At 60.4% G+C, this 21,755-nt stretch carries 26 protein-coding genes; 13 read left to right on the top strand and 13 right to left on the bottom strand.

Going from position 1 to position 21,755, the window contains the following annotated elements; all coding sequences use genetic code 11:
• Positions 1-10: 10 nt before the first annotated feature.
• On the bottom strand, positions 11-226 hold the full coding sequence (locus ASD95_RS26220; protein ID WP_008049076.1) for a DUF1127 domain-containing protein: 216 nt from the start codon (positions 224-226) through the stop codon (positions 11-13).
• Positions 227-321: 95 nt separating this feature from the next.
• Between ASD95_RS26220 and ASD95_RS26215 the strand changes: the two genes are divergently transcribed.
• Positions 322-1,176: a LysR substrate-binding domain-containing protein gene (locus ASD95_RS26215; RefSeq protein ID WP_056727106.1), complete on the top strand. Its 855-nt coding sequence runs from the start codon at positions 322-324 to the stop codon at positions 1,174-1,176.
• On the opposite strand, the gene ASD95_RS26210 is transcribed toward ASD95_RS26215, so the two are convergent.
• Positions 1,166-1,900 (bottom strand): sulfite exporter TauE/SafE family protein, encoded by a 735-nt coding sequence (locus tag ASD95_RS26210; protein WP_056727107.1) that lies wholly within the window; start codon positions 1,898-1,900, stop codon positions 1,166-1,168. The two genes, ASD95_RS26215 and ASD95_RS26210, sit on opposite strands and share 11 nt — an antisense overlap.
• Before the next feature lie 126 nt (positions 1,901-2,026).
• Here ASD95_RS26210 and ASD95_RS26205 point away from each other — a divergent pair, with 126 nt between their 5' ends.
• The 4 genes from ASD95_RS26205 (at position 2,027) to ASD95_RS26190 (ending at position 5,331) form a co-directional block, all read left to right on the top strand.
• A complete protein-coding gene (locus tag ASD95_RS26205; RefSeq protein ID WP_056727437.1) occupies positions 2,027-2,983 on the top strand; it encodes a LysR family transcriptional regulator in 957 nt (318 codons plus the stop codon).
• 67 nt (positions 2,984-3,050) lie between these two features.
• A complete protein-coding gene (locus tag ASD95_RS26200; protein ID WP_056727108.1) occupies positions 3,051-3,512 on the top strand; it encodes a MarR family winged helix-turn-helix transcriptional regulator in 462 nt (153 codons plus the stop codon).
• A gap of 349 nt (positions 3,513-3,861) precedes the next feature.
• The gene (locus tag ASD95_RS26195; RefSeq protein ID WP_056727109.1) at positions 3,862-4,281 is read left to right on the top strand and encodes an organic hydroperoxide resistance protein; all 420 of its coding nucleotides are present in this window, start codon (positions 3,862-3,864) and stop codon (positions 4,279-4,281) included.
• 33 nt (positions 4,282-4,314) lie between these two features.
• Positions 4,315-5,331, top strand: coding sequence for an alpha/beta hydrolase (locus ASD95_RS26190; protein ID WP_056727110.1), 1,017 nt, complete (start codon positions 4,315-4,317; stop codon positions 5,329-5,331).
• Between the two features lie 90 nt (positions 5,332-5,421).
• Here the strand turns inward: ASD95_RS26190 and ASD95_RS26185 are convergent, their stop codons facing one another.
• Positions 5,422-5,991 carry an elongation factor P gene (locus ASD95_RS26185; protein ID WP_007943632.1) on the bottom strand — a complete coding sequence of 190 codons (570 nt, stop codon included), beginning with the start codon at positions 5,989-5,991 and terminating at the stop codon, positions 5,422-5,424.
• Positions 5,992-6,039: 48 nt separating this feature from the next.
• A complete protein-coding gene (gene earP / locus ASD95_RS26180; RefSeq protein ID WP_056727111.1) occupies positions 6,040-7,182 on the bottom strand; it encodes an elongation factor P maturation arginine rhamnosyltransferase EarP in 1,143 nt (380 codons plus the stop codon).
• Between the two features lie 124 nt (positions 7,183-7,306).
• Between earP and ASD95_RS26175 the strand changes: the two genes are divergently transcribed.
• The gene (locus ASD95_RS26175) at positions 7,307-7,714 is read left to right on the top strand and encodes a hypothetical protein (RefSeq protein WP_056727112.1); all 408 of its coding nucleotides are present in this window, start codon (positions 7,307-7,309) and stop codon (positions 7,712-7,714) included.
• 2 nt (positions 7,715-7,716) lie between these two features.
• Complete coding sequence (locus ASD95_RS26170) at positions 7,717-8,199, top strand: GreA/GreB family elongation factor (protein WP_056727113.1); 483 nt, start codon at positions 7,717-7,719, stop codon at positions 8,197-8,199.
• A 15-nt stretch (positions 8,200-8,214) separates the two neighbouring features.
• Here the strand turns inward: ASD95_RS26170 and cysB are convergent, their stop codons facing one another.
• From cysB to ASD95_RS26145, 5 genes are all read right to left on the bottom strand, one after another.
• Positions 8,215-9,189 (bottom strand): HTH-type transcriptional regulator CysB, encoded by a 975-nt coding sequence (gene cysB / locus ASD95_RS26165; RefSeq protein ID WP_015094029.1) that lies wholly within the window; start codon positions 9,187-9,189, stop codon positions 8,215-8,217.
• Between the two features lie 113 nt (positions 9,190-9,302).
• Positions 9,303-9,806: a universal stress protein gene (locus ASD95_RS26160; RefSeq protein WP_056727114.1), complete on the bottom strand. Its 504-nt coding sequence runs from the start codon at positions 9,804-9,806 to the stop codon at positions 9,303-9,305.
• 95 nt (positions 9,807-9,901) lie between these two features.
• Entirely contained in the window at positions 9,902-10,807 is a 906-nt protein-coding gene (locus ASD95_RS26155) for a 5'-nucleotidase (RefSeq protein ID WP_056727115.1), read from the bottom strand.
• 25 nt (positions 10,808-10,832) lie between these two features.
• Entirely contained in the window at positions 10,833-11,786 is a 954-nt protein-coding gene (locus ASD95_RS26150) for a putative 2-dehydropantoate 2-reductase (protein ID WP_056727116.1), read from the bottom strand.
• Entirely contained in the window at positions 11,783-12,169 is a 387-nt protein-coding gene (locus ASD95_RS26145; protein ID WP_056727117.1) for a thioredoxin family protein, read from the bottom strand. Before ASD95_RS26145 ends, ASD95_RS26150 begins: the two co-directional genes overlap by 4 nt.
• On the opposite strand from ASD95_RS26145, the gene ASD95_RS28965 reads away from it, so the two are divergent.
• Positions 12,168-12,611 carry a PilZ domain-containing protein gene (locus ASD95_RS28965; protein WP_082563014.1) on the top strand — a complete coding sequence of 148 codons (444 nt, stop codon included), beginning with the start codon at positions 12,168-12,170 and terminating at the stop codon, positions 12,609-12,611. The two genes, ASD95_RS26145 and ASD95_RS28965, sit on opposite strands and share 2 nt — an antisense overlap.
• Positions 12,612-12,798: 187 nt before the next feature.
• Complete coding sequence (locus tag ASD95_RS26135) at positions 12,799-13,875, top strand: 3-deoxy-7-phosphoheptulonate synthase (protein ID WP_007973561.1); 1,077 nt, start codon at positions 12,799-12,801, stop codon at positions 13,873-13,875.
• An 85-nt stretch (positions 13,876-13,960) separates the two neighbouring features.
• Here the strand turns inward: ASD95_RS26135 and ASD95_RS26130 are convergent, their stop codons facing one another.
• On the bottom strand, positions 13,961-14,248 hold the full coding sequence (locus tag ASD95_RS26130; protein WP_007973562.1) for a GNAT family N-acetyltransferase: 288 nt from the start codon (positions 14,246-14,248) through the stop codon (positions 13,961-13,963).
• Positions 14,249-14,886: 638 nt separating this feature from the next.
• On the opposite strand from ASD95_RS26130, the gene oprI reads away from it, so the two are divergent.
• Positions 14,887-15,138 carry an outer membrane lipoprotei OprI gene (oprI, locus tag ASD95_RS26125; protein ID WP_003199355.1) on the top strand — a complete coding sequence of 84 codons (252 nt, stop codon included), beginning with the start codon at positions 14,887-14,889 and terminating at the stop codon, positions 15,136-15,138.
• 123 nt (positions 15,139-15,261) lie between these two features.
• On the opposite strand, the gene ASD95_RS26120 is transcribed toward oprI, so the two are convergent.
• The 3 genes from ASD95_RS26120 to ASD95_RS26110 all read right to left on the bottom strand — a co-directional run bounded on the left by ASD95_RS26120 (position 15,262) and on the right by ASD95_RS26110 (position 18,025).
• Entirely contained in the window at positions 15,262-16,236 is a 975-nt protein-coding gene (locus ASD95_RS26120; protein ID WP_056727119.1) for a L,D-transpeptidase family protein, read from the bottom strand.
• An 833-nt stretch (positions 16,237-17,069) separates the two neighbouring features.
• Entirely contained in the window at positions 17,070-17,363 is a 294-nt protein-coding gene (locus ASD95_RS26115) for a hypothetical protein (RefSeq protein WP_007991769.1), read from the bottom strand.
• A gap of 56 nt (positions 17,364-17,419) precedes the next feature.
• The gene (locus ASD95_RS26110; protein ID WP_008049055.1) at positions 17,420-18,025 is read right to left on the bottom strand and encodes an arylesterase; all 606 of its coding nucleotides are present in this window, start codon (positions 18,023-18,025) and stop codon (positions 17,420-17,422) included.
• 10 nt (positions 18,026-18,035) lie between these two features.
• On the opposite strand from ASD95_RS26110, the gene ASD95_RS26105 reads away from it, so the two are divergent.
• Genes ASD95_RS26105 through greB form a run of 3 tightly spaced genes read left to right on the top strand, consistent with a single transcriptional unit; the run spans position 18,036 to position 21,755 of the window.
• Positions 18,036-18,719 (top strand): ABC transporter ATP-binding protein, encoded by a 684-nt coding sequence (locus ASD95_RS26105; RefSeq protein ID WP_046043370.1) that lies wholly within the window; start codon positions 18,036-18,038, stop codon positions 18,717-18,719.
• Positions 18,719-21,223: an ABC transporter permease gene (locus ASD95_RS26100; protein WP_056727120.1), complete on the top strand. Its 2,505-nt coding sequence runs from the start codon at positions 18,719-18,721 to the stop codon at positions 21,221-21,223. The genes ASD95_RS26105 and ASD95_RS26100 overlap by 1 nt, the downstream gene beginning before the upstream one ends.
• Positions 21,224-21,257: 34 nt before the next feature.
• On the top strand, positions 21,258-21,755 hold the full coding sequence (gene greB / locus ASD95_RS26095; RefSeq protein ID WP_056727121.1) for a transcription elongation factor GreB: 498 nt from the start codon (positions 21,258-21,260) through the stop codon (positions 21,753-21,755).

Here is a 21,755-nt window from a genome sequence, read left to right as displayed (position 1 = left end):
GTGGCATTCATCATTTATGCATCGGGTCATTCCAGAACGGCTTGATCGACTCGTTCTCCACATCCGCACGGCTCATGCCGATGTCCTTGAGTGCTTCGTCGCTCAAGCTCGCCAGCAGTTCGCGCTCGCGATGCAGTTCGTACCAGCGGCCGACCTTGTGCAGCAGATCGGATATCACGTGAATCGAGTGTTTTTCTGATCCCTGGAACTCGTGTTGACCTTTCATCTTGTTGCCCTCCGTTTGGATGGATCCAGTCTCGCGCCGGGTCTAAGATCAATCCAACGAATGTTTCTGATGTCACATATCTCGGAGATTGATGGATGTCCGCCTACCCGAGTATCGATACCGAAGTGTTGCGCACCTTCGTCGCCATCGCCGACCAGGGCGGCTTTACCCGCGCCGGCGAAATCGTCAACCGCACCCAGTCTGCCGTCAGCATGCAGATGAAACGCCTGGAAGAAGATGTGCTGCAGCGCCAGTTGTTCCAGCGCGACGGGCGGCAGGTGCGACTGACGGCCGAAGGCCAGGTGTTGCTCGGCTATGCACGACGCATCCTCAAGCTGCACAGTGAGGTCTTCAATACCTTGCGTGAGCCCGACATGGTCGGCACCGTGCGCATCGGCACGCCGGACGATTATGTGATGCGGTTCCTCCCGGGGATCTTGCGCCGGTTTGCCCAGTCTTACCCGCTGATTCAGATAGAAGTGCACTGCGAATCATCTAAACAACTGCTGATGCGCCAGGATCTCGACCTGTCCATCGTGACCCGCGAACCGGGCAGCGAAATCGGCCAGTTGTTGCGCAAGGAACGTTTTGTCTGGGCCCAAGCGCAATGCTACAGCGCTCATGAGCAGACACCGCTGCCGCTGGCGATGTTCAACAGTGATTGCTTCTGCCGACTGTGGGCCTGCAATGCCCTGGATGCCCGGGGGCGCGATTACCGGGTGGCGTACAACAGCGACAGCCTGTCGGCGATCATGGCGGTGGTCAGCGCCGGCCTGGCCGTCACGGCACAACTTGAAAGCCTGATCACCGCTGACATGCGCATCCTCGGTGAGGCCGAGGACCTGCCGCTGCTGCCCGAGGCCAGCATCATGCTCGTGCGCAACCTGCATAACCCGTCGCCCATCACCGAGTGCCTGGCCGAGCACATCGTCGAAGGCTTCAAACTTTGAAGGCGAGCATCACCGCACAGAACACCAGGAACCCGCAAAACAGCCCACGCAGCAGCCGCTCGGGCAAAGCGTGGGCAACCTTCACCCCCCAACTGATACTCATCAACCCACCGACCGCCAAAGGTAAGCCGATCACCCAGCTGACCTGATGGTGCGCGGCGTAAGTCACCAGCGTCACCCCTGTACTCGGCAAGGCAAGCGCCAACGACAACCCCTGTGCAACCACCTGGCTGGTGCCGAACAGACTGGTCAGCACCGGCGTCGCCACCACCGCGCCCCCCACGCCGAACAACCCGCCCATCGTGCCGGATGCAGCGCCAAGCACGCCCAGCCAGGGCCATGAGTAGTTCATCTGCGAGGTCGCCGGAGCGCTGGCGGCGAACATGCGAACAAGGTTGTACGCCGACAGCGCGATCAGGAACGCGACAAAACCAATGCGCATGGTTTGCGCATCAATGCCCACCGCCCAGATCGACCCGAGCCAGGCGAAGCAGAACCCCATGATGGCCAGCGGTAGCGCGTGGCGCAGTTCGATCCGGTTGCGCTGATGATAGCGCCACAGCGCCAGCATCACGTTCGGCACCACCATCACCAGCGCCGTGCCTTGGGCTATCTGCTGATCGAGCCCGAACAGCACGCCCAGCAGCGGAATGGCGATCAGTCCGCCGCCGATGCCAAACAACCCGCCGAGCGTGCCCAACGCCGCGCCGAACACCAGATACATCAAGAACTCAATCACAGTATTTTCCCCGTTGCCGTCAGGCCTTTGATCCTACGCAGTTGCTGCTGGCGCGGAAACGCACAGCAACGCACAATGGCTGTGCCAAATTCGCACAAGCGCAAACCTGCCATGAACCCCAATCAGCTGACCGACCAACTGGCCTTGTTCCTCGATGTACTGGAAACCGGCAGTTTTTCCGCCGCCTCGCGCCGCCATCCGCTGACCCCTTCGGCCGTGGCACGGCGTATCGACAGCCTGGAAAGCGCAGTCGGCAGTCAACTGTTCCTGCGCAGCACCCATGCGGTACGCGCCACCCCGGCGGGATTGGCCTTTGCCGAGCGCGCACGGCGGATCGTCGCCGAATTGCGCCTGGCCCGGGCCGAGGCCGTGTCCCTGAGCAGCGCGCCGGAAGGCCTGATTCGTATCGATGCGCCGGCAGCCTTTGGGCGCCGGCACCTGGCACCGGTGATTGCCGATTTCCTGATGCTCTACCCCGGGCTCGATGTACAACTGCACCTGATCGACAGCTTCGTCGACATGCAGGGCCTGAACCTCGGCAAGGTCGATCTGGTATTGCGTGCCGGGCAATTGGCCGACACCCGGCTGGTAGCCACGCCCCTGGCGAGCATGGTGCGTATCGCCTGCGCCAGCCCTGATTATTTGCGGCGTCGCGGCGTGCCGAGCGAGCCGTCACAGCTGATTGAACACGACGGGCTTGACTGGGATGGCCTGGCTCCCCCCTTCGCCTGGCGTTTCGAGCGCGGCGGGCAAATGCAGTTGCACCGGCCGGCGCGGATCCGCATGAGCGCCAACAATGCCGAGGCGCTGGTGTGCGGCGCATTGGCCGGACTGGGTATCGCGCATCTGCCGACCTGGCTGGCCAGCGAGTACCTGTTGCGCGGTGAGTTGCTGCCGCTGTTCTGCGACAGCGGCCTGCCGAAACCGGAAAGCGCCGGCATCTATGCCTTGCGCCTGGAACAGCAGCCCAACTCCCGCAGTCGCTTGTTGCTGGAGTACCTGAAAACCCGTTTCAGCCCCGTTCCGCCCTGGGATCTGGTGCTGCAAACCCATTTGCAGTTGCACTGATCAAAATTATCTGGCGCATTAAAGATTCGCCCGCTAGATTCTTCAGATCACAGATCAAGGCTTCGACATGACCACCGAGCGCAACACCCCGGACAACTGCGACAACCTGCTGCTGGACAATCAGGCCTGCTTCGCCCTGCATTCCACTTCGCTGATGATGACCAAGGTCTACAAACCCTTGCTGCAAGTGCTGGGCCTGACCTATCCGCAATACCTGGCGATGATGGTGCTATGGGAAAGGGACGGTTTGACCGTAGGTGACATCAGCACGCGGTTGCTGACCGATCCTGGATCGTTGACGCCGCTGCTCAAGCGCCTGGAAGCCGAAGGCCTGCTCAGCCGAACCCGCAGCCGCGAAGACGAGCGGGTGGTGATCGTCGAACTCACCGAACAGGGCCGGGCGTTACGCGACAAAGCCCGCGATGTTCCCCAGTGCATCCTCGGCGCCAGCGGGATGACCGTGGAGCGCCTGCAAAACCTGCAGGCGGAGTTGCAGGAGCTGCGTCGTCACCTGCAAGACAGCCTCTAGTCTCCAATTCACCACAAATCCCCTGTGGGAGCGGGCTTGCTCGCGAAAGCGGTAGATCAGTCGACTCTTGTGTTGACTGAAACACCGCCTTCGCGAGCAAGCCCGCTCCCACATTTGCTTTGTGCTGTCCCACAGAACTCGATTTCCCCTCCGAAAACCGCCCGCATAACCTCCAGTCGCTCTAACTCGATAGTTCCAGCCAATCCTTCTCAACCGTTTGTCTGTCCTGGCAAATTTATTTTATCTTTTATCTTGCGTGCTAAATATTTGCGCGATACATTCACCTCGCACTTACTTAGCGCGCAAACATTTAGCGCAAAACAACCAAACCCCGAACGAGGCTTTCACCATGCAAACTCTCTACACCGCAATCGCAACTTCCACTGGCGGCCGTGACGGGCGGGCGGTTTCCAGCGACAACATCCTCGACGTCAAGCTCGCCACGCCGAAAGAGCTCGGCGGTGCCGGCGGCGCAGCCACCAACCCAGAGCAACTGTTCGCTGCCGGCTACTCCGCCTGCTTCATCGGTGCCCTGAAATTCGTGGCCAGCCAGACCAGGCGCAGCATTCCCAACGACGCTTCTATCACCGCCCATGTCGGCATCGGCCAGATCCCTGGCGGCTTCGGCCTGGACATCGACCTGCACATCAGCCTGCCGGGTCTTGAACAAGCCGATGCACAAGCACTGGTCGATGCGGCCCACCAGGTCTGCCCGTACTCCAACGCCACCCGTGGCAACGTCGATGTGCGTCTGCACGTTACCGTCTAACCGCTGATTACCAGGCCCGAACAGGAAACGAACATGAACACTTTCAGCAAAGTCTTGACCGGTACCCTTCTCGCCTTGTCCATCGGGAACGCGATCGCAGGTAACGGGGTTGAACACAACACCCAGGCATTCCTCGACGTACTGAACGCCGGCACCGGCAAACCGATGGAGCAAATGACGCCCGCCGAAGCCCGCGCGGTTCTGGTAGGCGCGCAGTCCGGGGTCAAGCTGACGCTGCCAAAAGCCGATGTCAGCCAGAAGACCATTCAAGTCGACGGCCAACCGATCAGCCTGACCATCGTCCGGCCGGCCGGGGTCAAGGGCGAGTTGCCGGTGTTCATGTTCTTCCACGGCGGTGGCTGGGTGCTGGGGGACTTCCCGACCCACGAGCGGTTGGTGCGTGACCTGGTGACGGGTTCGGGTGCCGCGGCGGTGTTCGTGAACTACACGCCGTCGCCGGAAGCGCATTACCCGGTGGCGATCAACCAGGCTTATGCCGCGACCCGATGGGTGGCCGAGCACGGCAAAGAGATCAATGTCGATGGCCAGCGCCTGGCGGTAGCCGGCAACAGCGTCGGCGGCAACATGGCGGCGGTGGTTGCGCTGATGGCCAAGGACAAGGGCACTCCGGCGATCAGGTTCCAGGTGCTGTTGTGGCCGGTGACTGATGCCAACTTCGAAACCGCGTCCTACAACCAGTTTGCCGAGGGGCACTTCCTCAGCAAAAACATGATGAAGTGGTTCTGGGACAACTACACCACCGATGCCAAGCAGCGCAACGAGATCTACGCCTCGCCACTGCGCGCGACCACTGCCCAGTTGAAAGGACTGCCTCCAGCGCTGGTTCAAACCGCCGGAGCCGACGTATTGCGCGACGAAGGCGAAGCCTATGCCCGCAAACTCGATGAAGCCGGAGTGCCGGTGACCTCGGTTCGCTACAACGGCCTGATCCACGACTACGGTTTGCTCAACGTGGTGAGCCAGGTGCCAGCGGTGCGTTCGGCGATGTTGCAGGCATCTGAAGAGCTCAAGCAACACCTGAAGAAATAACGCAGAACAACATGTGGGGGTCAACGCAGATTCTGCAGGCACAAAAAAGCCCGACTCAATGGTCGGGCTTTTTCATTCCTGAAGCTGTGCTTATTTGGCACGGCCTTTGTAGGAACCGCCTTCGCGGGTATCGATCTCGATCATGTCGCCGATTTCGATGAAGTCAGCAACCGACAGCTCGGTACCGTTCTTCAGTTTGGCAGGCTTCATTACCTTGCCGGAAGTGTCGCCGCGAGCGGAACCTTCGGTGTAGTCAACCTGACGCACGATGGTGGTCGGCAGTTCTACGGAAACCAGACGCTCTTCGAAGAAGATCGCTTCGCAAACATCGGTCATGCCTTCTTCAACGAAAGGCAGAACGGCTTCGATGTCTTCAGCGTTCAGCTCGTACATGGTGTAGTCGGTGGTGTCCATGAACGTGTAGGTGTCGCCGCTGATGAAGGACAGGGTCGCTTCTTTGCGGTCGAGGATTACGTCGTCCAGTTTGTCGTCGGCGCTGTAAACGATCTCGGTCTTGTAACCGGTCAGCAGGTTCTTCAGCTTGGTCTTCATGATCGCGCTGTTACGACCGGACTTGGTGAATTCAGCTTTCTGAACCAGCCAAGGATCGTTTTCGAGACGAATCACGGTCCCGGGTTTCAGTTCTTTACCAGTTTTCATTGCGAATATCCGAATTTGGATGGGATTTACAAAAATCTAGGCCGCGTATCATATCCAATTTCCATAAAACTGTACCAGCGCCGTGGCAAGATCGGCCTGCAAGGCCTGTTCCTGACACCACGCCTCAGCGTGTTTTTCCAGCTCTGGCCAGTGTTTACGGGTTAATTGCCAGTGGTCGGCTATTTTTTCACCAGCGTTCCACGCCCGCCAGAGACCGCTGATCGCCTCCCGCGCGGGCGCAGATAACCCTTTTACATAAAGTTCAAGGAAGGCTTCGAGCTTGTCCAGGTGGATGTCTTCTTCCTGCCGATAGATGTGCCAGAGAAATGGCCGGCCGGCCCATTGGGCGCGCACAAAGGAGTCTTCGCCGCGCACGGCATTGAAATCGCAGCACCACAGTAACCGGTCGTATTGGTCCTGGCGGACGAATGGCAGCACCTGCACGGTCAAGGCGTCGCGCACATGCACGGCACCGGCCGCCAGCCCCTGCACACCGAGCCAACGCTCGACGTCGCCGAGAATCCGCCCTTCCGGCACCAGCAGATGAGTGGCCGTAGAATCGCCAGCCATTGCATCGAGCCAACTGGCCAGACCGCTGTTTTCGTAGGCAAACAATGAGATCAACTGCGCGCCGGGCGCAGGATCAATCCCCATACCTTGCAGGAATTCTCTTTGAGCCTGCAGGTCCTGCTGAAATTGCCGACGCCGTTCCAGCAACCCTCGCTCACGCAGCAGTCCGCCGGTGCCCTTCTGGAATCCAGGGAAGAAAAAGAACTTCTGTACGCTTTTGTACTTCACAGAGGGTAAGCCGTGACAACCGATCACCCAGTCCTCGGCGCTCAGATAGTCGAGGTTCATCCACAGGGGAGGCTTTTCCCGTTCGACCATGGCGTCCATATAGGCGCTCGGCAACTGGCAGGCAAACGCAGCAATCACCACATCGGCGGCTTCGGTCGGCTGCCATTCGGCTGGCCATTGGCGCACATCGACGTCGTGCTGCCATTGCTGCACAGCGTCGATGTCGATTTCCGGGCACAGGCGCTCGAATGCTCGCAGGTCATCGACCCATAGACGCACCGCCAGTCCATGTTCGGTCACCAGTTGCCGGGCCAGTCGCCAGGTCACGCCGATGTCGCCGAAGTTGTCGACCACGGTGCAAAAAATATCCCAGCGGGTTTTCATTTCAGGCATACCAGGTTCCCGTTGGCAAAGGCGCCGATTGTCCGCATAAATTACCCCGTGCAGAAGAGCCGACGGCGATTATTCTTCATGCGACAATCGCTACCCGCCAGTCACCTTTCGCCAGGAGGCAACCATGCCCCACAGCCCCACTCCGCGCCGATCCTTCCCGATCAGCCTTAGCGCCCTGCAACTGACAGGCAGTATCGCCCTCGGCATGTGGCTCGGGTTCATTGCCATTGTGTTGACCTGCTGGCTCGCGTCGCGCCTGCTGTTCAGCGAGCAACTCGCCCCGATCGCGGCAGCGGTAGAGCAACTGGCCCAACCACCTGCAGTGGCTCAACCGCTGCCGAACATTCCGTCACAGAGCCCGCTGTTCGAGCAAGAAGAAAACCTGCGCAAGAACGAACAGCAGCAACGACTTGATCAGGCACGCGGCAGCAGTCGCAACCTGGCCAACCCGAACTGTCAGTTCTGGCTGCAACAGGACCGGACTGCACCCAGCGAAAAAAGCCGCGCCAACGTCCTGCAATTCTGCGATTGATCATGAATAAGCAAACCGTCCACCAACTGATTCTCGACAAGCTGCGGATCGATCTCGACATCGCCGAGCGCGCCGCGCAAACCGCCTACGAAACGGCAACCCACGAAGAAAACATCGCCGAGAACAAGTACGACACCCTGGGGCTGGAAGCGTCCTATCTCGCGGCCGGGCAGGCCAGGCGGGTCGAGGAAATTCGCCAGTCACTGAGCCTCTGCCAGAACCTGGCCCTGCGCCCGTATGACGATCAGCGGGGCATCGAAGTGGGCGCGCTGCTGGGGCTGGAGGACGAAAAGGGGCGCGAACAATGGCTGTTTCTGGCCCCCGATGCAGCCGGGCTGAAGGTCGACCTGGTGGGGCAACTGATTACCGTCATCACCCCGCGCTCACCGCTGGGCAAAAGCCTGCTGGGCAAGTTCGAGGGCGATGAGGTGGAGATCATGGTGGCAGGCGCTCGGCAACAGTTCGCTGTCACCGAGGTGGTTTGACCGGCAGAAACGCTGTCAGTGAACGGGCAGTTCTACGCCTTCGAACAGCTCTTCCAACTCTTGCTTATTGTGGCACTGAATGGCCTTGGCCATGACTTCGCGGGTCAGGTGCGGCGCAAACTTCTCGATGAAGTCGCACATGAAACCCCGCAGGAAGGTGCCGCGACGGAAGCCGATCTTGGTCACGCTGGACTCGAACAGTTCGCTGGCATCGAGTACCACCAGGTCGCTGTCGAGCTTGGTATCGACAGCCATTTTCGCCACGATGCCCACGCCCAGACCCAGGCGAACATAGGTTTTGATCACGTCGGCGTCGGCGGCGGTGAACACCACTTTCGGCGTCAGGCCGCGATGGCTGAAGGCTTCGTCGAGTTTCGAACGGCCGGTAAAACCGAACACGTACGTCACGATCGGGTATTCGGCCAGGGCTTCGAGGGTCAGTTTCGACAGTTTGGTCAGCGGGTGGCCCTGAGGCACGACCACGCAACGGTTCCAGCGGTAGCACGGCATCATCACCAGATCACCGAACAGCTCGAGCGCTTCGGTGGCAATGGCGAAATCCACGGTGCCGTCAGCCGCCATTTCGGCGATTTGCATCGGCGATCCCTGGTGCATGTGCAGGGCAACGTCCGGGTATTGCTTGATGAAATTGCTGATTACCGGCGGCAACGCATAACGCGCCTGGGTGTGAGTGGTGGCAATCGACAGGGTGCCTTTCTTCTCGTTGGAGAATTCCTGGGCGATCTGCTTGATGCTTTCAACCTTGCGCAGAATCTCGCCAGCAGTGGTGATGATGCGCTCGCCGGCCGGGGTAACGCGGGTCAGGTGCTTGCCGCTGCGAGCAAAAACCTCGACGCCCAGTTCGTCTTCCAGCAGACGGATCTGTTTGCTGATGCCGGGTTGAGAGGTGTAAAGGCTTTGGGCTGTAGCGGAAACGTTGAGGTCGTGGTGCGCCACTTCCCAGATGTAGCGCAATTGTTGAAGCTTCATATGAATCCCTCAAAGCAGGTAGACGCCACGGGCATCAGCGACGATATATAACTATATTAATGGCACGAAGAATAAATCTAGAACTTTTTTATCAGATTGCCACTATTCGTGTCCTAGCGGTCCCCTTGGCGACGACGTTGCACCAGCGGCACCAGATAGACCGGCACCTTGGACAGTTGCAACACACGGGCGGCGGTTCGCCCCAAAGGCGTTTCCGCACCGGCACCGTGGCTGTGACTACCTACGATCAACAAATCCACGGAGAGTTTCTGCGCCTGGTCCAGAATCACCTGCGACGGATCGCCCTGCAGCACCCGTACAGCCTGAATCCGCTCCAGATCGTGCTCCCCCTCATCCCCCAACTCCTCACGAAAACTGTCGAGCACCCGCTGCTCAATACTGGCGATCACCGTATTCAGGCCCTGGCTGTGAAACTCGTTCAGCGCCTGTTCATCGAGATAACTTTGCAGCACCGATTCGGCAAACAACCCCATGGGTTCAACCGCATGCACGACATACAAACTGGCATTGAAGGTCCTGGCCAGTTCCAGGGCATGCTGCATCACCACGGGCGCGTACAGGCCAAGGTCAGTGGCATACAGCATCGAACGAATCATATGACCTCCTCGACTGCCAACATGGCGCAGATTTGATTCAGCTTAGCAGTGCCTTGGCGACTGCGGCGTCCGGCGCAACGCATTGAACGGCGGGCTTAAACCTTTTGCTCGTTGCTTATGCCATGGGGCACATGACCGGTGGCGACGACTTCACGGGCCAATTCGCAGTGGCCGGCCTGATCGTCGAAAAACACGTCGGCCGCGAAGGCTTCGAGAAAGGCCGATTTGGTCAGGCCGCCGAGGAACAGCGACTCGTCGAGACGGATGTCCCATTCACGCAACGTGCGAATGACCCGCTCATGGGCCGGTGCCGATCGTGCCGTGACCAGCGCGGTACGGATCGGACAGGCGTCCTCCGGGAACTCACGTTGCAACAGATTGAGGGCTGCGAGAAAGCCCTTGAACGGCCCTCCGCGCAACGGCTCGCGGGCGGCCTCACGTTCGCTGGCCTGAAAGGCTTCCAGACCACCGGCCTGATAAATGCGCTCCGACTCATCGGAAAACAGCACCGCGTCTCCGTCGAAGGCAATGCGCAACTCGTCGCTGGCCGCACGGCTGGCACCGCCCGACAGAATGGTCGCTGCCGCGAACCCGGCGTCCAGCGCATTGCGCACGTCTTCAGCGTGGGTCGAGAGAAACAGGTCGCAGCCAAAAGCCTTGAGGTAGGGATACGGACTGCGCCCGCCGACAAAGGCCGCGCGGGAAATCGCCAGCCCGTAGTGGTCAATCGAGTTGAACACCCGCAGCCCGGTGTCGGCGCTGTTGCGCGACACCAGAATCACCTCGACCCGGGCGCGGCCGAGGCTGTTGTTGAGGTTCAGGAGTTTCTGCACCAACGGGAAGGCATCGCCGGGCTCGAGGATTTCGTCTTCGTGTTCGATCTGATACTGCCGGTACGCTTCGACGCCACTCGACAGGTAGACCTTGTGGCTTTCGCTCAGGTCGAACAGCGCCCGCGAAGAAATCGCCAGCACCAGCTTTTCGTCAATTGCCTTTGGCATGCCCTTCCCCCTCAGGTCGGTCGACTCAGGTGTTGCGTCGATCAATGAAACTCAAACTGCGATACAAGGCCTCGATGCGTGGCATTTCACACCCGGCTGCCTTCGCCGCCGCCAAAGGCCGGGCGTAAATCGCGGCCAGTTCCAGCGGTCGCTTGTGCAAATAATCGTGGTACATGCTCGGCCAGTAGTCGGGCATTTTCTCGGTCACCATGAACAAATGCTCGGCATACCCTGCCGGTACGTCGTGCCCGCAGGCAACAGCGCCTTGCACCACTTCAGCCATCAGCGCCTTGACCAGCTCGCGGCTGTCGGCATCGGCCATCAACGGTGTAGTGCTCGCCCCCAGCAAAACCGAGAGACCGTTGTAAGGGATATTCCAGACCAGTTTTTGCCAACGCGCCTGATGTAAATTCGCCATGGCCTGGGAATCGAGGCCGGCGCTGCGAAAAAGTCCGACGCCCTCCTCGACAATTGCGCTGCGTGCCGGCCCATCGGCGGGACCGCTGTGATAACCCACATGCACCGCGCCCAGCGCCTGATGGGTAATGACGCCCGGCGCCTCGCGATGGACGCAGATGTAGCACAGCCCTCCGAGCACATGCAGCGAATCGGGGAGCAACGCGCGCAGGCTGTCTTCGACATCCAGTCCGTTTTGCAGCAGCAGTACCTTGGCGTTCGGTGCCGCCGCCTGCAGGATGGCGGGTGCCAGATCGGCGTTGCTGGTGGTTTTCGCCCCCACCAGCAGCCAGTCGCAGGGCGGCATGTCTTCAGCGTTCGAATAAGCCTGCACCGGATTCAGTTTCAGCGCACCGTGGGGCGCGCTATCGACTTGCAACCCGTGCTCGGACACAGCGCAAAACTCGCTGCGCAGCAGAAAATGCACATCAAAACCGGCACGCGCCAGCATCACCCCGTAGAAACCGCCGATTGCGCCGGTCCCGATAATGCCGACCGTCGGCCTGGCAACTGCTCCCATCATGGCAACTCCTCTGCTGTTCGACTCAGCGCCTGGCGCACAGCCCGATTGAGCTCGATGTCGGTCAGGCGCGATTTCAGTGCTCCAAAGAATTCGCCGTCGCGAACGACAAACAGCGCCGGCAAGTGAAAGACCTGATAACGCTCGACCACCCCGCCGTTGTTGCCGGCATCGATCCAGCACAGTCGATCGACTGCCAGGTCGAGTGTCGGCAATTGCTCGCGGGCAAAACGGCAACCGGCGCAGCCGACACTGGTGAAAATAACCAGCGATACACCGCTCATCGCCAGCAGCCGTTGGTCGACGTCAAAATCGGTCAGTTCCAATTCGACCACTATACTGGAGGGAACAATGTCAGATGGCCGACACATGGAGTCTGTGTTCATGGGACGATTCATTCCTCACCCTGACGATGTGCCTGTCGAGTTAACGTTACTGAAACCTGAGTGTATTTCGCGACGACAGCTGCACACTATCAGCCTCGGGGGCATGGCTTGCAATTATCACCGCGCGTGGCGCCACGGCACGGCGCTGGAGGTACGCATGCCGACCGTGAACCCGGACATGCGCTACCTGGGCTATGTGGCCTGGTGCCTGCGACGCAAGCGTGGTTATCTGGTAGGCATCGCTTTCGTCGACGAACAAACGCTGTTCAGCGCCCGAATGGGCGAGCAGGTGTGCCAGATCGAACGCTACTGCCGCCTGCATGACACCCACGAAGACTTGCAGGATATCCAGGCCCTGGCCCTCGAATGGGTCCAGGAGCATGCCGACGAGTTCTCTCACGACTCGGTGCGCAAGGCTTTTGCGCAGCCGGTGCTGGAATAGAGGCATTCTTGATCGATTTGCGCCTCGCGGCAGGGAAACTGACTGCGAAACCCCACCAAACCGGCGTCTGCCCATTGTCGAGCCACGGTGTAACGCGCTAAGGTTCGGCTCCCCGACGCGCTTAATTTGCTGTGCTCCGCCGCGCGGGTTCGCTGGCGGCCGGCACCCGTGACCTGACGAGTAAACGATGGCTGATTTACCGATCAACGACCTAAACGTCGCCTCCAACGAGACTCTGATCACTCCCGATCAGCTCAAGCGCGATATTCCCCTGAGCGACGCCGCACTGCGCACCGTCACCAAGGGCCGCGAAGTCATTCGCAACATTCTGGACGGCACCGACCACCGCCTGTTCGTCGTGATCGGGCCTTGCTCGATCCACGACATCAAGGCCGCCCACGAATATGCCGAGCGCCTGAAGGTGCTCGCTGCCGAAGTGTCCGATACCCTGTATCTGGTCATGCGCGTGTATTTCGAGAAGCCACGTACCACCGTCGGCTGGAAAGGCTTGATCAACGACCCTTACCTGGACGACTCGTTCAAGATCCAGGACGGCTTGCACATCGGTCGCCAGTTGCTGCTGGACCTGGCCGAAAAAGGCCTGCCGACCGCCACCGAAGCCCTCGACCCGATCTCCCCGCAATACTTGCAGGACCTGATCAGCTGGTCGGCCATCGGCGCGCGCACCACCGAATCCCAGACGCACCGTGAAATGGCCTCCGGCCTGTCCTCGGCCGTCGGCTTCAAGAATGGCACCGATGGCGGCCTGACCGTGGCGATCAACGCCCTGCAGTCGGTTTCCAGCCCGCACCGCTTCCTGGGCATCAACCAGGAAGGTGGCGTGTCGATCGTGACCACCAAGGGCAATGCCTACGGTCACGTGGTGCTGCGCGGCGGCAACGGCAAGCCGAACTACGATTCGGTCAGTGTTGCGCTCTGCGAGCAGGCGCTGAACAAGGCGAAGATCAAGCCGAACATCATGGTCGATTGCAGCCACGCCAACTCCAACAAGGATCCGGCCCTGCAACCGCTGGTGATGGAGAACGTCGCCAACCAGATCCTCGAAGGCAACAAGTCGATCATCGGCCTGATGGTAGAAAGCCACCTGAACTGGGGCGCCCAGGCGATCCCGAAAGACCTCGCCGACCTGCAATATGGCGTGTCGATCACCGACGCCTGCATCGACTGGACCGCGACCGAAAACACCTTGCGCAGCATGCATGCCAAGCTCAAGGACGTGCTGCCTAAACGCGATCGCAGCTGATCGCCTGTCTGGCGGCGCAAAAAGCGCAAACAAAAAAACGCCGGGCTGAACCCGGCGTTTTTTTATGCGTTCGTTTTGTTGAAGGTCACTGACTCAGCTTGGCCGCATGCCGCTGGTGACGCTCCATGTAGCGCTCGACGTAGGAGCACGACGGGATGACGGTGTAGCCCATTTCGTCAGCGTACTCCAGCGCCTTCTCGGTCAAGGCTGCCGCAATACCGCGACCACGCAATGCGTTGGGCACGAAGGTGCGATAGATATCCAGGGTCTGCTTCCCCAGATCCATATAGGTCAGATAGGCACGATGACCGTCCACATTGGTCTCGAACTGATGACCAGCCTGGTCATGGTGGATGGACAACGCCTCGCTCATCACTACTCCTCGCGGGTCTGGAATTCCGACCCCTACCTTACCGATGTTTTTCCGGCGAAGGAACATCTACGCCACCCCGTGCCTGAATGGACACCGAGAAGAGCTGCACCGATCTCGCGCTACCGAGCACGTACAAATAGTAGGCACCATTGGCGGAAATGCTCAAGGTGCGCTCGTCATCGTGCGGGTTGGCGGGTGCTGCTCCGGATCACGCAGGATTGGTTCGACCCAAGATCGCTCGGGGTCGATAGCCTGTACATTGCCGGATGTTGAGACTTAAGACGAGCGCCCGTTGTTAAAGTCACCTGAACATCGAGAAAGATATTGAGAGGCGCCACACAAAAGCCGAACAAAAGTGTAGACGAATCCATGTAGGCGGACTTTAGCCAGACTGAAAAACAGCGCCGTGTCGCAGGAACTTTTTCTCATCAGCTCGCTCAGCCACGGGCCTTGCAGCTGGATATTTTTTAAACAATTCAGTTAAAAGTTGCTCGAAAAAGAATCAACGCCTACAATTTTTTTTGCTTCTTGCGTCACGTCAGTTTTACTTACTACAAGTAATGGGTAGTATGTACGCCGGCTATTTCCTCAATCGGAGGAGATAGCTACTTAATAGAAAGTCCTTGAAGGGGAACACGATGAACAACGTTCTGAAATTCTCTGCTCTGGCTCTGGCCGCAGTTCTGGCTACCGGTTGCAGCAGCGCATCGAAAGAAACCGAAGCACGTCTGACCGCTACTGAAGACGCAGCTGCTCGCTCCCAGGCTCGTGCAGACGAAGCTTACCGTAAAGCTGATGAAGCTCTGGCTGCTGCTCAAAAAGCACAACAGACTGCTGACGAAGCTAACGAGCGTGCACTGCGCATGCTGGACAAAGCTAGCCGCAAGTAATAATCCTTCGGGATTGTTATCAAGCCGACCCATTTTTTGGGTCGGCTTTTTTATTGCCTGGCGTTTCTCCAGACAATAAAAAACCCGTCGACGCGGTCCGCGCCGACGGGCCCTTTGCCAGCCTTACTGCAGCGGGTCGATCGGCATACTCGACACCATCGGCGCAACGCCGTTGCCCGGCACTGCGATCTCAACCGGCAGGCCGTCTTCAGCGGCGACCACATCACGCACCACATCCCAGTTCATGCGCAGGTTGTTGGTGATGTCTTCACGCTTGAGCATCGCATTGATGACGGAGGTGTGCTTGTCGACCACCGACGGGTTGCCCTTGTCGTCCAGCGGCGTATGCGCCTCCAGATAGACCTTGCCGCCACTCAGGCCGAACTTGTACGGGTCGTTGATGATCCGCACCGACGTACCGACCGGCACCATGCCCGCCATTTCCAGCACGTTATTGTTGAACATGCGGAAGCAACCGTGGCTGGTGCGCATGCCGATACCGAACTTCTTGTTCGAACCGTGGATCAGGTAGCCCGGTGTGCCCAGGGTGAACTTGAACGGCCCCAGAGGGTTGTCAGGGCCGGCCGGCACGACATTGGGCAGCGGATCACCGTCTGCTGCGTGCTCGGCCTTGATCGAAGCCGGAGGCGTCCAGGTCGGATTAGGTGTCTTGGCAATGATGCTGGTGTGGGCAATCGGCGAGCCCCAGCCTTCACGACCGATACCCAGCGGGAACGTGTACACCACGTTCTTGCCTTTCGGGTAGTAGTAGAGGCGGTACTCGGCCAGGTTGATCACGATGCCTTCACGGGGGCCTGGTGGCAGGATGAAGCGGGTCGGCAGGATGATTTCCGTGCCGGCGCCTGGCAACCAGGCATCGACACCCGGGTTGGCCGCGACCATTTCCGTGTAGCCCAGATCGTAGGCGGTACCAAGGTCGGCGAAGGTATCTTCGTACTTGGCCTTGATCACCTGCACCTGGCCGATGATGTCCTCACCTGGCGGTGGCAGGGGAAACTCCAATGCTGCGACTGGACCGGCCACAAAGAGGGCGGCAAGAGTCAGGCAGCGGGTGACGGCAGGAAAGCGCGGCAACATCCGGAAAATCCTTCGCATGATCAACAGAGATATAAGAGCGCGATTGTACACCGCTGTCCGTTATTTCGGGGAGATGGCCCGATTGCAGGCAATGCAAGGCGTTCACTGTGAGCTTGCTTCGGGTGGTGTCCTGAAGATGGCTGTGTGATGGGCGATTTTTGACCGGGTAAATATCCATTCTTTTGGTAACGGCCACCTATGGTTCCGCTCTTACAGCGGGTTACTTGGAAAAGCCCCAAGTAACCAAGGGCTCTTGCCCCTGACGTTCGGCCTCATGAGGGGGCGTGTACCGCAAAAGCAAAAGCGAGGCGGCCTACCGGCCGGCCTGATCGCGGGGTTCGTTTGCCTTGAGAATTGGGTCGGCTGTCAGGCCGCCATCGTCGGAACGCCGCCCGGACCAAGCTCGCTCCCACAGAAAAGCAAAGGCCGAGCAGCCCACACCATCGCGTCGCTCTTCACCACTCATCAGGCCGAGCGTTAGCTCGCCTGCAGCTCTTGATCTTGATCCACCCGCCCCCTCGGGAGGCTGAGTGGAGGTGTTCATCCGGGGATGGGCGCGCAGCGCCGTTCGACGCAGTCGAACTCATTGCATGTAGGTCGTCGCGAAGCAGACCGGAGGGCAATGCCCCCGGATGGATACCGGAGCGAAGGAACCCCGAGCCTTAGCGAGGGGCCGTACGTTCGGGGCGAGCGCTTTTGGTTACTTTTAAGGCGCTTGTTAAAAGTGACTCGCCGTAAGGGCGAAACCATAAGTCGCCGTTACCGCAGCAACGGATATGTACACGGTCAACAAAAGACAGGTCGGCTCGAAGGCCGCCTCGACTCCTGACGGATCAAAGCTCGAACCGCAGTTCAGGCCAGATCGGCGACGTCCCCCGCTTCTGCGACTCAAGAATGGCCCGGCACAGCGAACACAGCCGCTGGTCCTGAAACACCCGGCGATCAACACTCGACCAGCGAGGCGAAGCCGGCAACAGGCTGCCACACAGGGTCCGGTCCGCCGAGCCGCCCAACTCCAGCTGACGGGTCACCAGATGCACCCGCACTTCCTGGCAGGCGAACAGATCCAGCTGTTCGTCAGGCTCGATCAGTTGATAGGCAAATAGTGACCAGGCGGGACGCGGCATCGGGGGCTCCAAATCGGGGGCGCCACCTTAGCCGAAAGCCTGCCTCTAGAAAAGTCTCATAACAGCGGTTTTAGGGTAGGCCAGACATTTTCCAGCAACTTGTCCTGGGCCCCGGCCGCCGGGTGTATGCCATCAGCCTGCATCAAGTCCGGATGACCGCCCACACCATCGAGGAAAAACGGCACCAGCGGGATCTTTTTCTCATCGGCCAGGTTGCTATAGACCTCGGCGAACGCCTTGGTGTAACGCGCACCATAATTAGGTGGCAATTGCATGCCGAGCAACAACACCTTGGCACCGCTGGCCCGGGAGCTGTCGATCATCGAAGCAAGATTTTGTTGCAATTGAGTTGGCAGCATCCCGCGCAGGCCATCATTGCCGCCCAACTCGAGGATCACCAGTTCCGGTTTATGCTCTGCAAGCAGCGCGGGCAGGCGCGCCTGGCCTCCGGCACTGGTATCGCCACTGATGGACGCATTGATCACTTTGTCGTCGAAACCTTCGCGCCTGAGCCGTTGCTCAAGCAGCGACACCCATCCCAGCCGGGTATCCAGCCCGAAACCGGCGCTGATACTATCGCCAACGATCAGGACTGTACCCGCCGCTGCGTTTTGGGCCATGCACATCAAGGCCAGGCCAGCACTCAAAAACCAGACACGCATCGGACTCTCCATGGGCGCAAGCATTCTCATCGCGAAGGACCTTAGCAAAGTGGTTCCCAGCGCGGAAGGTGAACTGACCATCCTGCACCAACTCAGCCTGGAACTGAACAAGGGCGACAGCCTGGCCATCGTCGGCGCTTCGGGTTCCGGCAAGTCCACCCTGCTGGGCCTGCTCGCCGGCCTCGACCTGCCGAGCAGCGGCGAAGTCACCCTCGCCGGACAAGGCCTGAGCAACCTCGATGAAGACCAGCGCGCGCGCATCCGCGCCGAGCACGTGGGTTTTGTCTTTCAATCGTTTCAGTTGCTCGACAGTCTCAATGCCCTGGAAAACGTCATGCTGCCTCTGGAGCTCGATGGCCGCAAAGACGCCCGCGAACGCGCCACCCAATTGCTGCAACGGGTGGGACTGGGCCAACGCCTGACTCACTCGCCGCGCCAGCTCTCCGGCGGCGAGCAACAACGCGTGGCGATTGCCCGCGCGTTTGCCGCCGAGCCGGATGTGCTGTTCGCCGACGAACCGACCGGCAACCTCGACAGCCACACCGGCGAGCGCATCAGCGACTTGCTGTTCGAGCTCAACCAGGAGCGCGGCACGACCCTGGTGCTGGTGACTCACGATGAACGCCTGGCCCACCGCTGCCGACGCCTGATCCGTCTTGAAGCCGGCCTGCTGGTCGCCCCTCTGGAGCCTTGATGGCACGTCTGCCGCTGTTGCGCCTGTTCAGCCTCGCCATCCGCCAATTGCTGCGTGATGCCCGCGCCGGTGAATTGCGCGTGTTGTTTTTCGCCTTGCTGGTGGCCGTGGCCGCCAGCACCGCCATTGGCTATTTCGGAGCCCGCCTGAACGGCGCCATGATGCTGCGCGCTACCGAATTCCTCGGTGCCGACCTGCTGCTCGAAGGCAGTTCGCCCGCGCGCCCCGAACAGATAAGAAGCGGTACCGAACTGGGTCTGGAACACGCTCAGGTGGTGGAGTTCTCCAGCGTCATCGCCACCGACAACGGCATCCAGCTGTCCAGCATCAAGGCGGCCGACGGCACCTACCCGCTACGCGGCGAATTGAAAAGCGCGCCCGCACCCTTTGCCACGGAAACAGTCGGTGGCGGACCGCAACCCGGAGAAGCCTGGGTCGAGGCACGCCTGTTGACCGCCCTGGACCTGAAGATCGGCGACAGCATCGATGTCGGCATGAAAGCCCTGAAACTGGCACGGGTGCTGACTTACGAACCCGACCGCGCCGGCAATTTCTACAGCTTGACGCCGCGAGTGCTGATCAACCTCGACGACCTTGCGGCCACCGGCGTGGTGCAGCCCGGCAGCCGGGTCAGCTATCGCGAATTATGGCGAGGCAACGCTCAGGCACTTGAGACGTATCGGCAACTGATCAAACCGGGGCTCGCCGCCAACCAGCGCTTGCAGGACGCCCGCGACGGCAATCGACAGATCGGCGGCGCCCTGGGCAAGGCCGAACGCTACCTGAACATGGCCAGCCTGGTGGCAGTGCTGTTGTCCGGCGTAGCGGTGGCGCTGTCGGCAACCCGCTTCGCCACCCGCCGGTTCGACGCCAGTGCCCTGCTGCGCTGCCTCGGGCTGTCGCGCCGGGAAACCATGGTGTTGTTCAGCCTGCAACTGACTGTGCTCGGGCTGCTGGCCAGCATCAACGGTGCTCTCCTCGGTTGGCTCGCCCAACTGGGGTTGTTTGCCCTGCTGCATGACTTGTTGCCGACCGATGTGCCTCCGGGCGGGCTGTTTCCGGCAGTTGCCGGGATCGGCACCGGACTGGTGGCGCTGGCCGGTTTCGCCTTGCCGCCACTGGCGGCTCTGGGCCGGGTTCCGCCATTGCGCGTGCTGCGCCGGGACATGCTGCCGATCCCTTCCAGCACCTGGATGGTCTACGGCGCAGCGCTGGGCGCCCTCGGCCTGATCATGTGGCGCTTGAGCCTGGACCTGGTGCTGACCTTTGCCCTGCTCGGCGGCGGCGTGATTGCAGCACTGGTGCTGGGCGGCTTGTTACTGCTGCTGTTGAAGAGTCTGCGGCGCATGCTTGCCCGTGCGCCCTTGCCCTGGCGTCTGGGACTGGGCCAACTGCTGCGTCATCCCCTCGCTGCCGCGGGCCAGTCCCTGGCATTCGGCCTGATTCTGCTGTCGATGGCGCTGATTGCGCTGCTGCGCGGCGAGTTGCTGGACACCTGGCAGAACCAGCTGCCGAAAAACGCACCGAACTACTTTGCGCTGAACATCCTGCCAGCGGACAAACAGGCCTTCACCGATCACCTGATTGCCGTGTCGGCGCAATCGGCTCCGCTGTACCCGGTGGTGCCCGGGCGCTTGATCAACATCAACGGCGAGCCGGTGCAGCAAATCGTCACCAAGGAATCGGCAGGTGATCGGGCAATCCAGCGCGACCTGAGCCTGACCTGGGCCGCGGACCTGCCGACGGGCAACAAACTCACGGCCGGCAATTGGTGGAACGAACAGACGCCGGACGATGTTCCTGGCGTGTCGGTAGAGGGCAAGGTCGCCGAAAGCCTGAAGATCAAGCTCGGCGATCACCTGGTTTTCAGCGTTGGCGGGGTCAATCGCGAGGCGAAGGTCACCAGCCTGCGGGAGATCAACTGGGACAACTTCCAGCCAAATTTCTTCATGATCTTTCAGCCCGGCACCCTCAAGGATCTGCCAGCAACCTACCTGACCAGTTTCTATCTGGCATCGGGTCATGACCAACAGATTGTCGACCTGTCCCGCGCTTTCCCGGCGGTGACCATCCTGCAGGTCGAAGCCTTGCTGGAGCAACTGCGCAGCATCCTCGCCCAGGTGACCCTGGCGGTGGAGTACGTGTTGCTGTTCGTGTTGGCGGCGGGGATGGCGGTGCTGTTCTCCGGCCTGCAAGCGACGCTGGATGAACGCATTCGCCAAGGCGCGTTGCTGCGTGCGCTGGGGGCGGAGCGGCTATTGCTGGTCAAGGCTCGACGTATCGAGTTCGGCCTGCTGGGCGCAGTCAGTGGCTTGCTGGCTGCGCTGGGTTCGGAAGTGGTGAGTTGGGTGCTCTACCGCTACGCCTTTGACCTGCCGTGGCATCCGCACCCGTGGCTGTTGGTGCTGCCACTGCTGGGCGCCGTGCTCATTGGTGGCGCCGGGGTGTTCGGCACCCGTCGGGCATTGAACACCAGCCCGCTGACAGTCCTGCGCGAGGGTTGATAGACTCCTGCCATTCTCACCACAAGAAGCTGTCATGAGCCGTTACCGCCCTCCCCGCACCGCTGGCACCGCGCTGATCACCCCCGAGGGTGAGGCGCGGATGCGCGCCGAGTTCCATGAGCTGTGGCATGTACGTCGGCCCCAGGTCACCCAGGCTGTCAGCGAAGCCGCGGCCCAGGGGGATCGCTCGGAGAACGCCGAATACACCTATGGCAAAAAGATGCTGCGAGAGATCGACAGCCGCGTGCGTTTTCTCACCAAACGCCTGGAAGCGCTCAAGGTTGTCAGCGAAAAACCCAGCGATCCGAACAAGGTCTATTTCGGCGCCTGGGTCACGATCGAAGACGAGGATGGCAAAGAGTCGCGCTACCGCATTGTCGGGCCCGATGAGCTGGACCTCAAACAGGGCCTGATCAGCATCGACTCGCCCTTGGCTAGCGCCCTGATCGGCAAGGCACTGGACGCCGAAGTCCGGGTCCAGACACCGACCGGTGAACAGTGTGTGTATATTGTGGCGATCGACTACCCGTGA

The organism is Pseudomonas sp. Root71 (genome assembly GCF_001429045.1).
In the GTDB taxonomy this organism is placed as follows: Bacteria; Pseudomonadota; Gammaproteobacteria; order Pseudomonadales; family Pseudomonadaceae; genus Aquipseudomonas; species Aquipseudomonas monachiensis.
The sequence above is the reverse complement of the archived record's forward strand: the minus strand, read 5'-3'. Positions and strand labels throughout refer to the sequence as shown.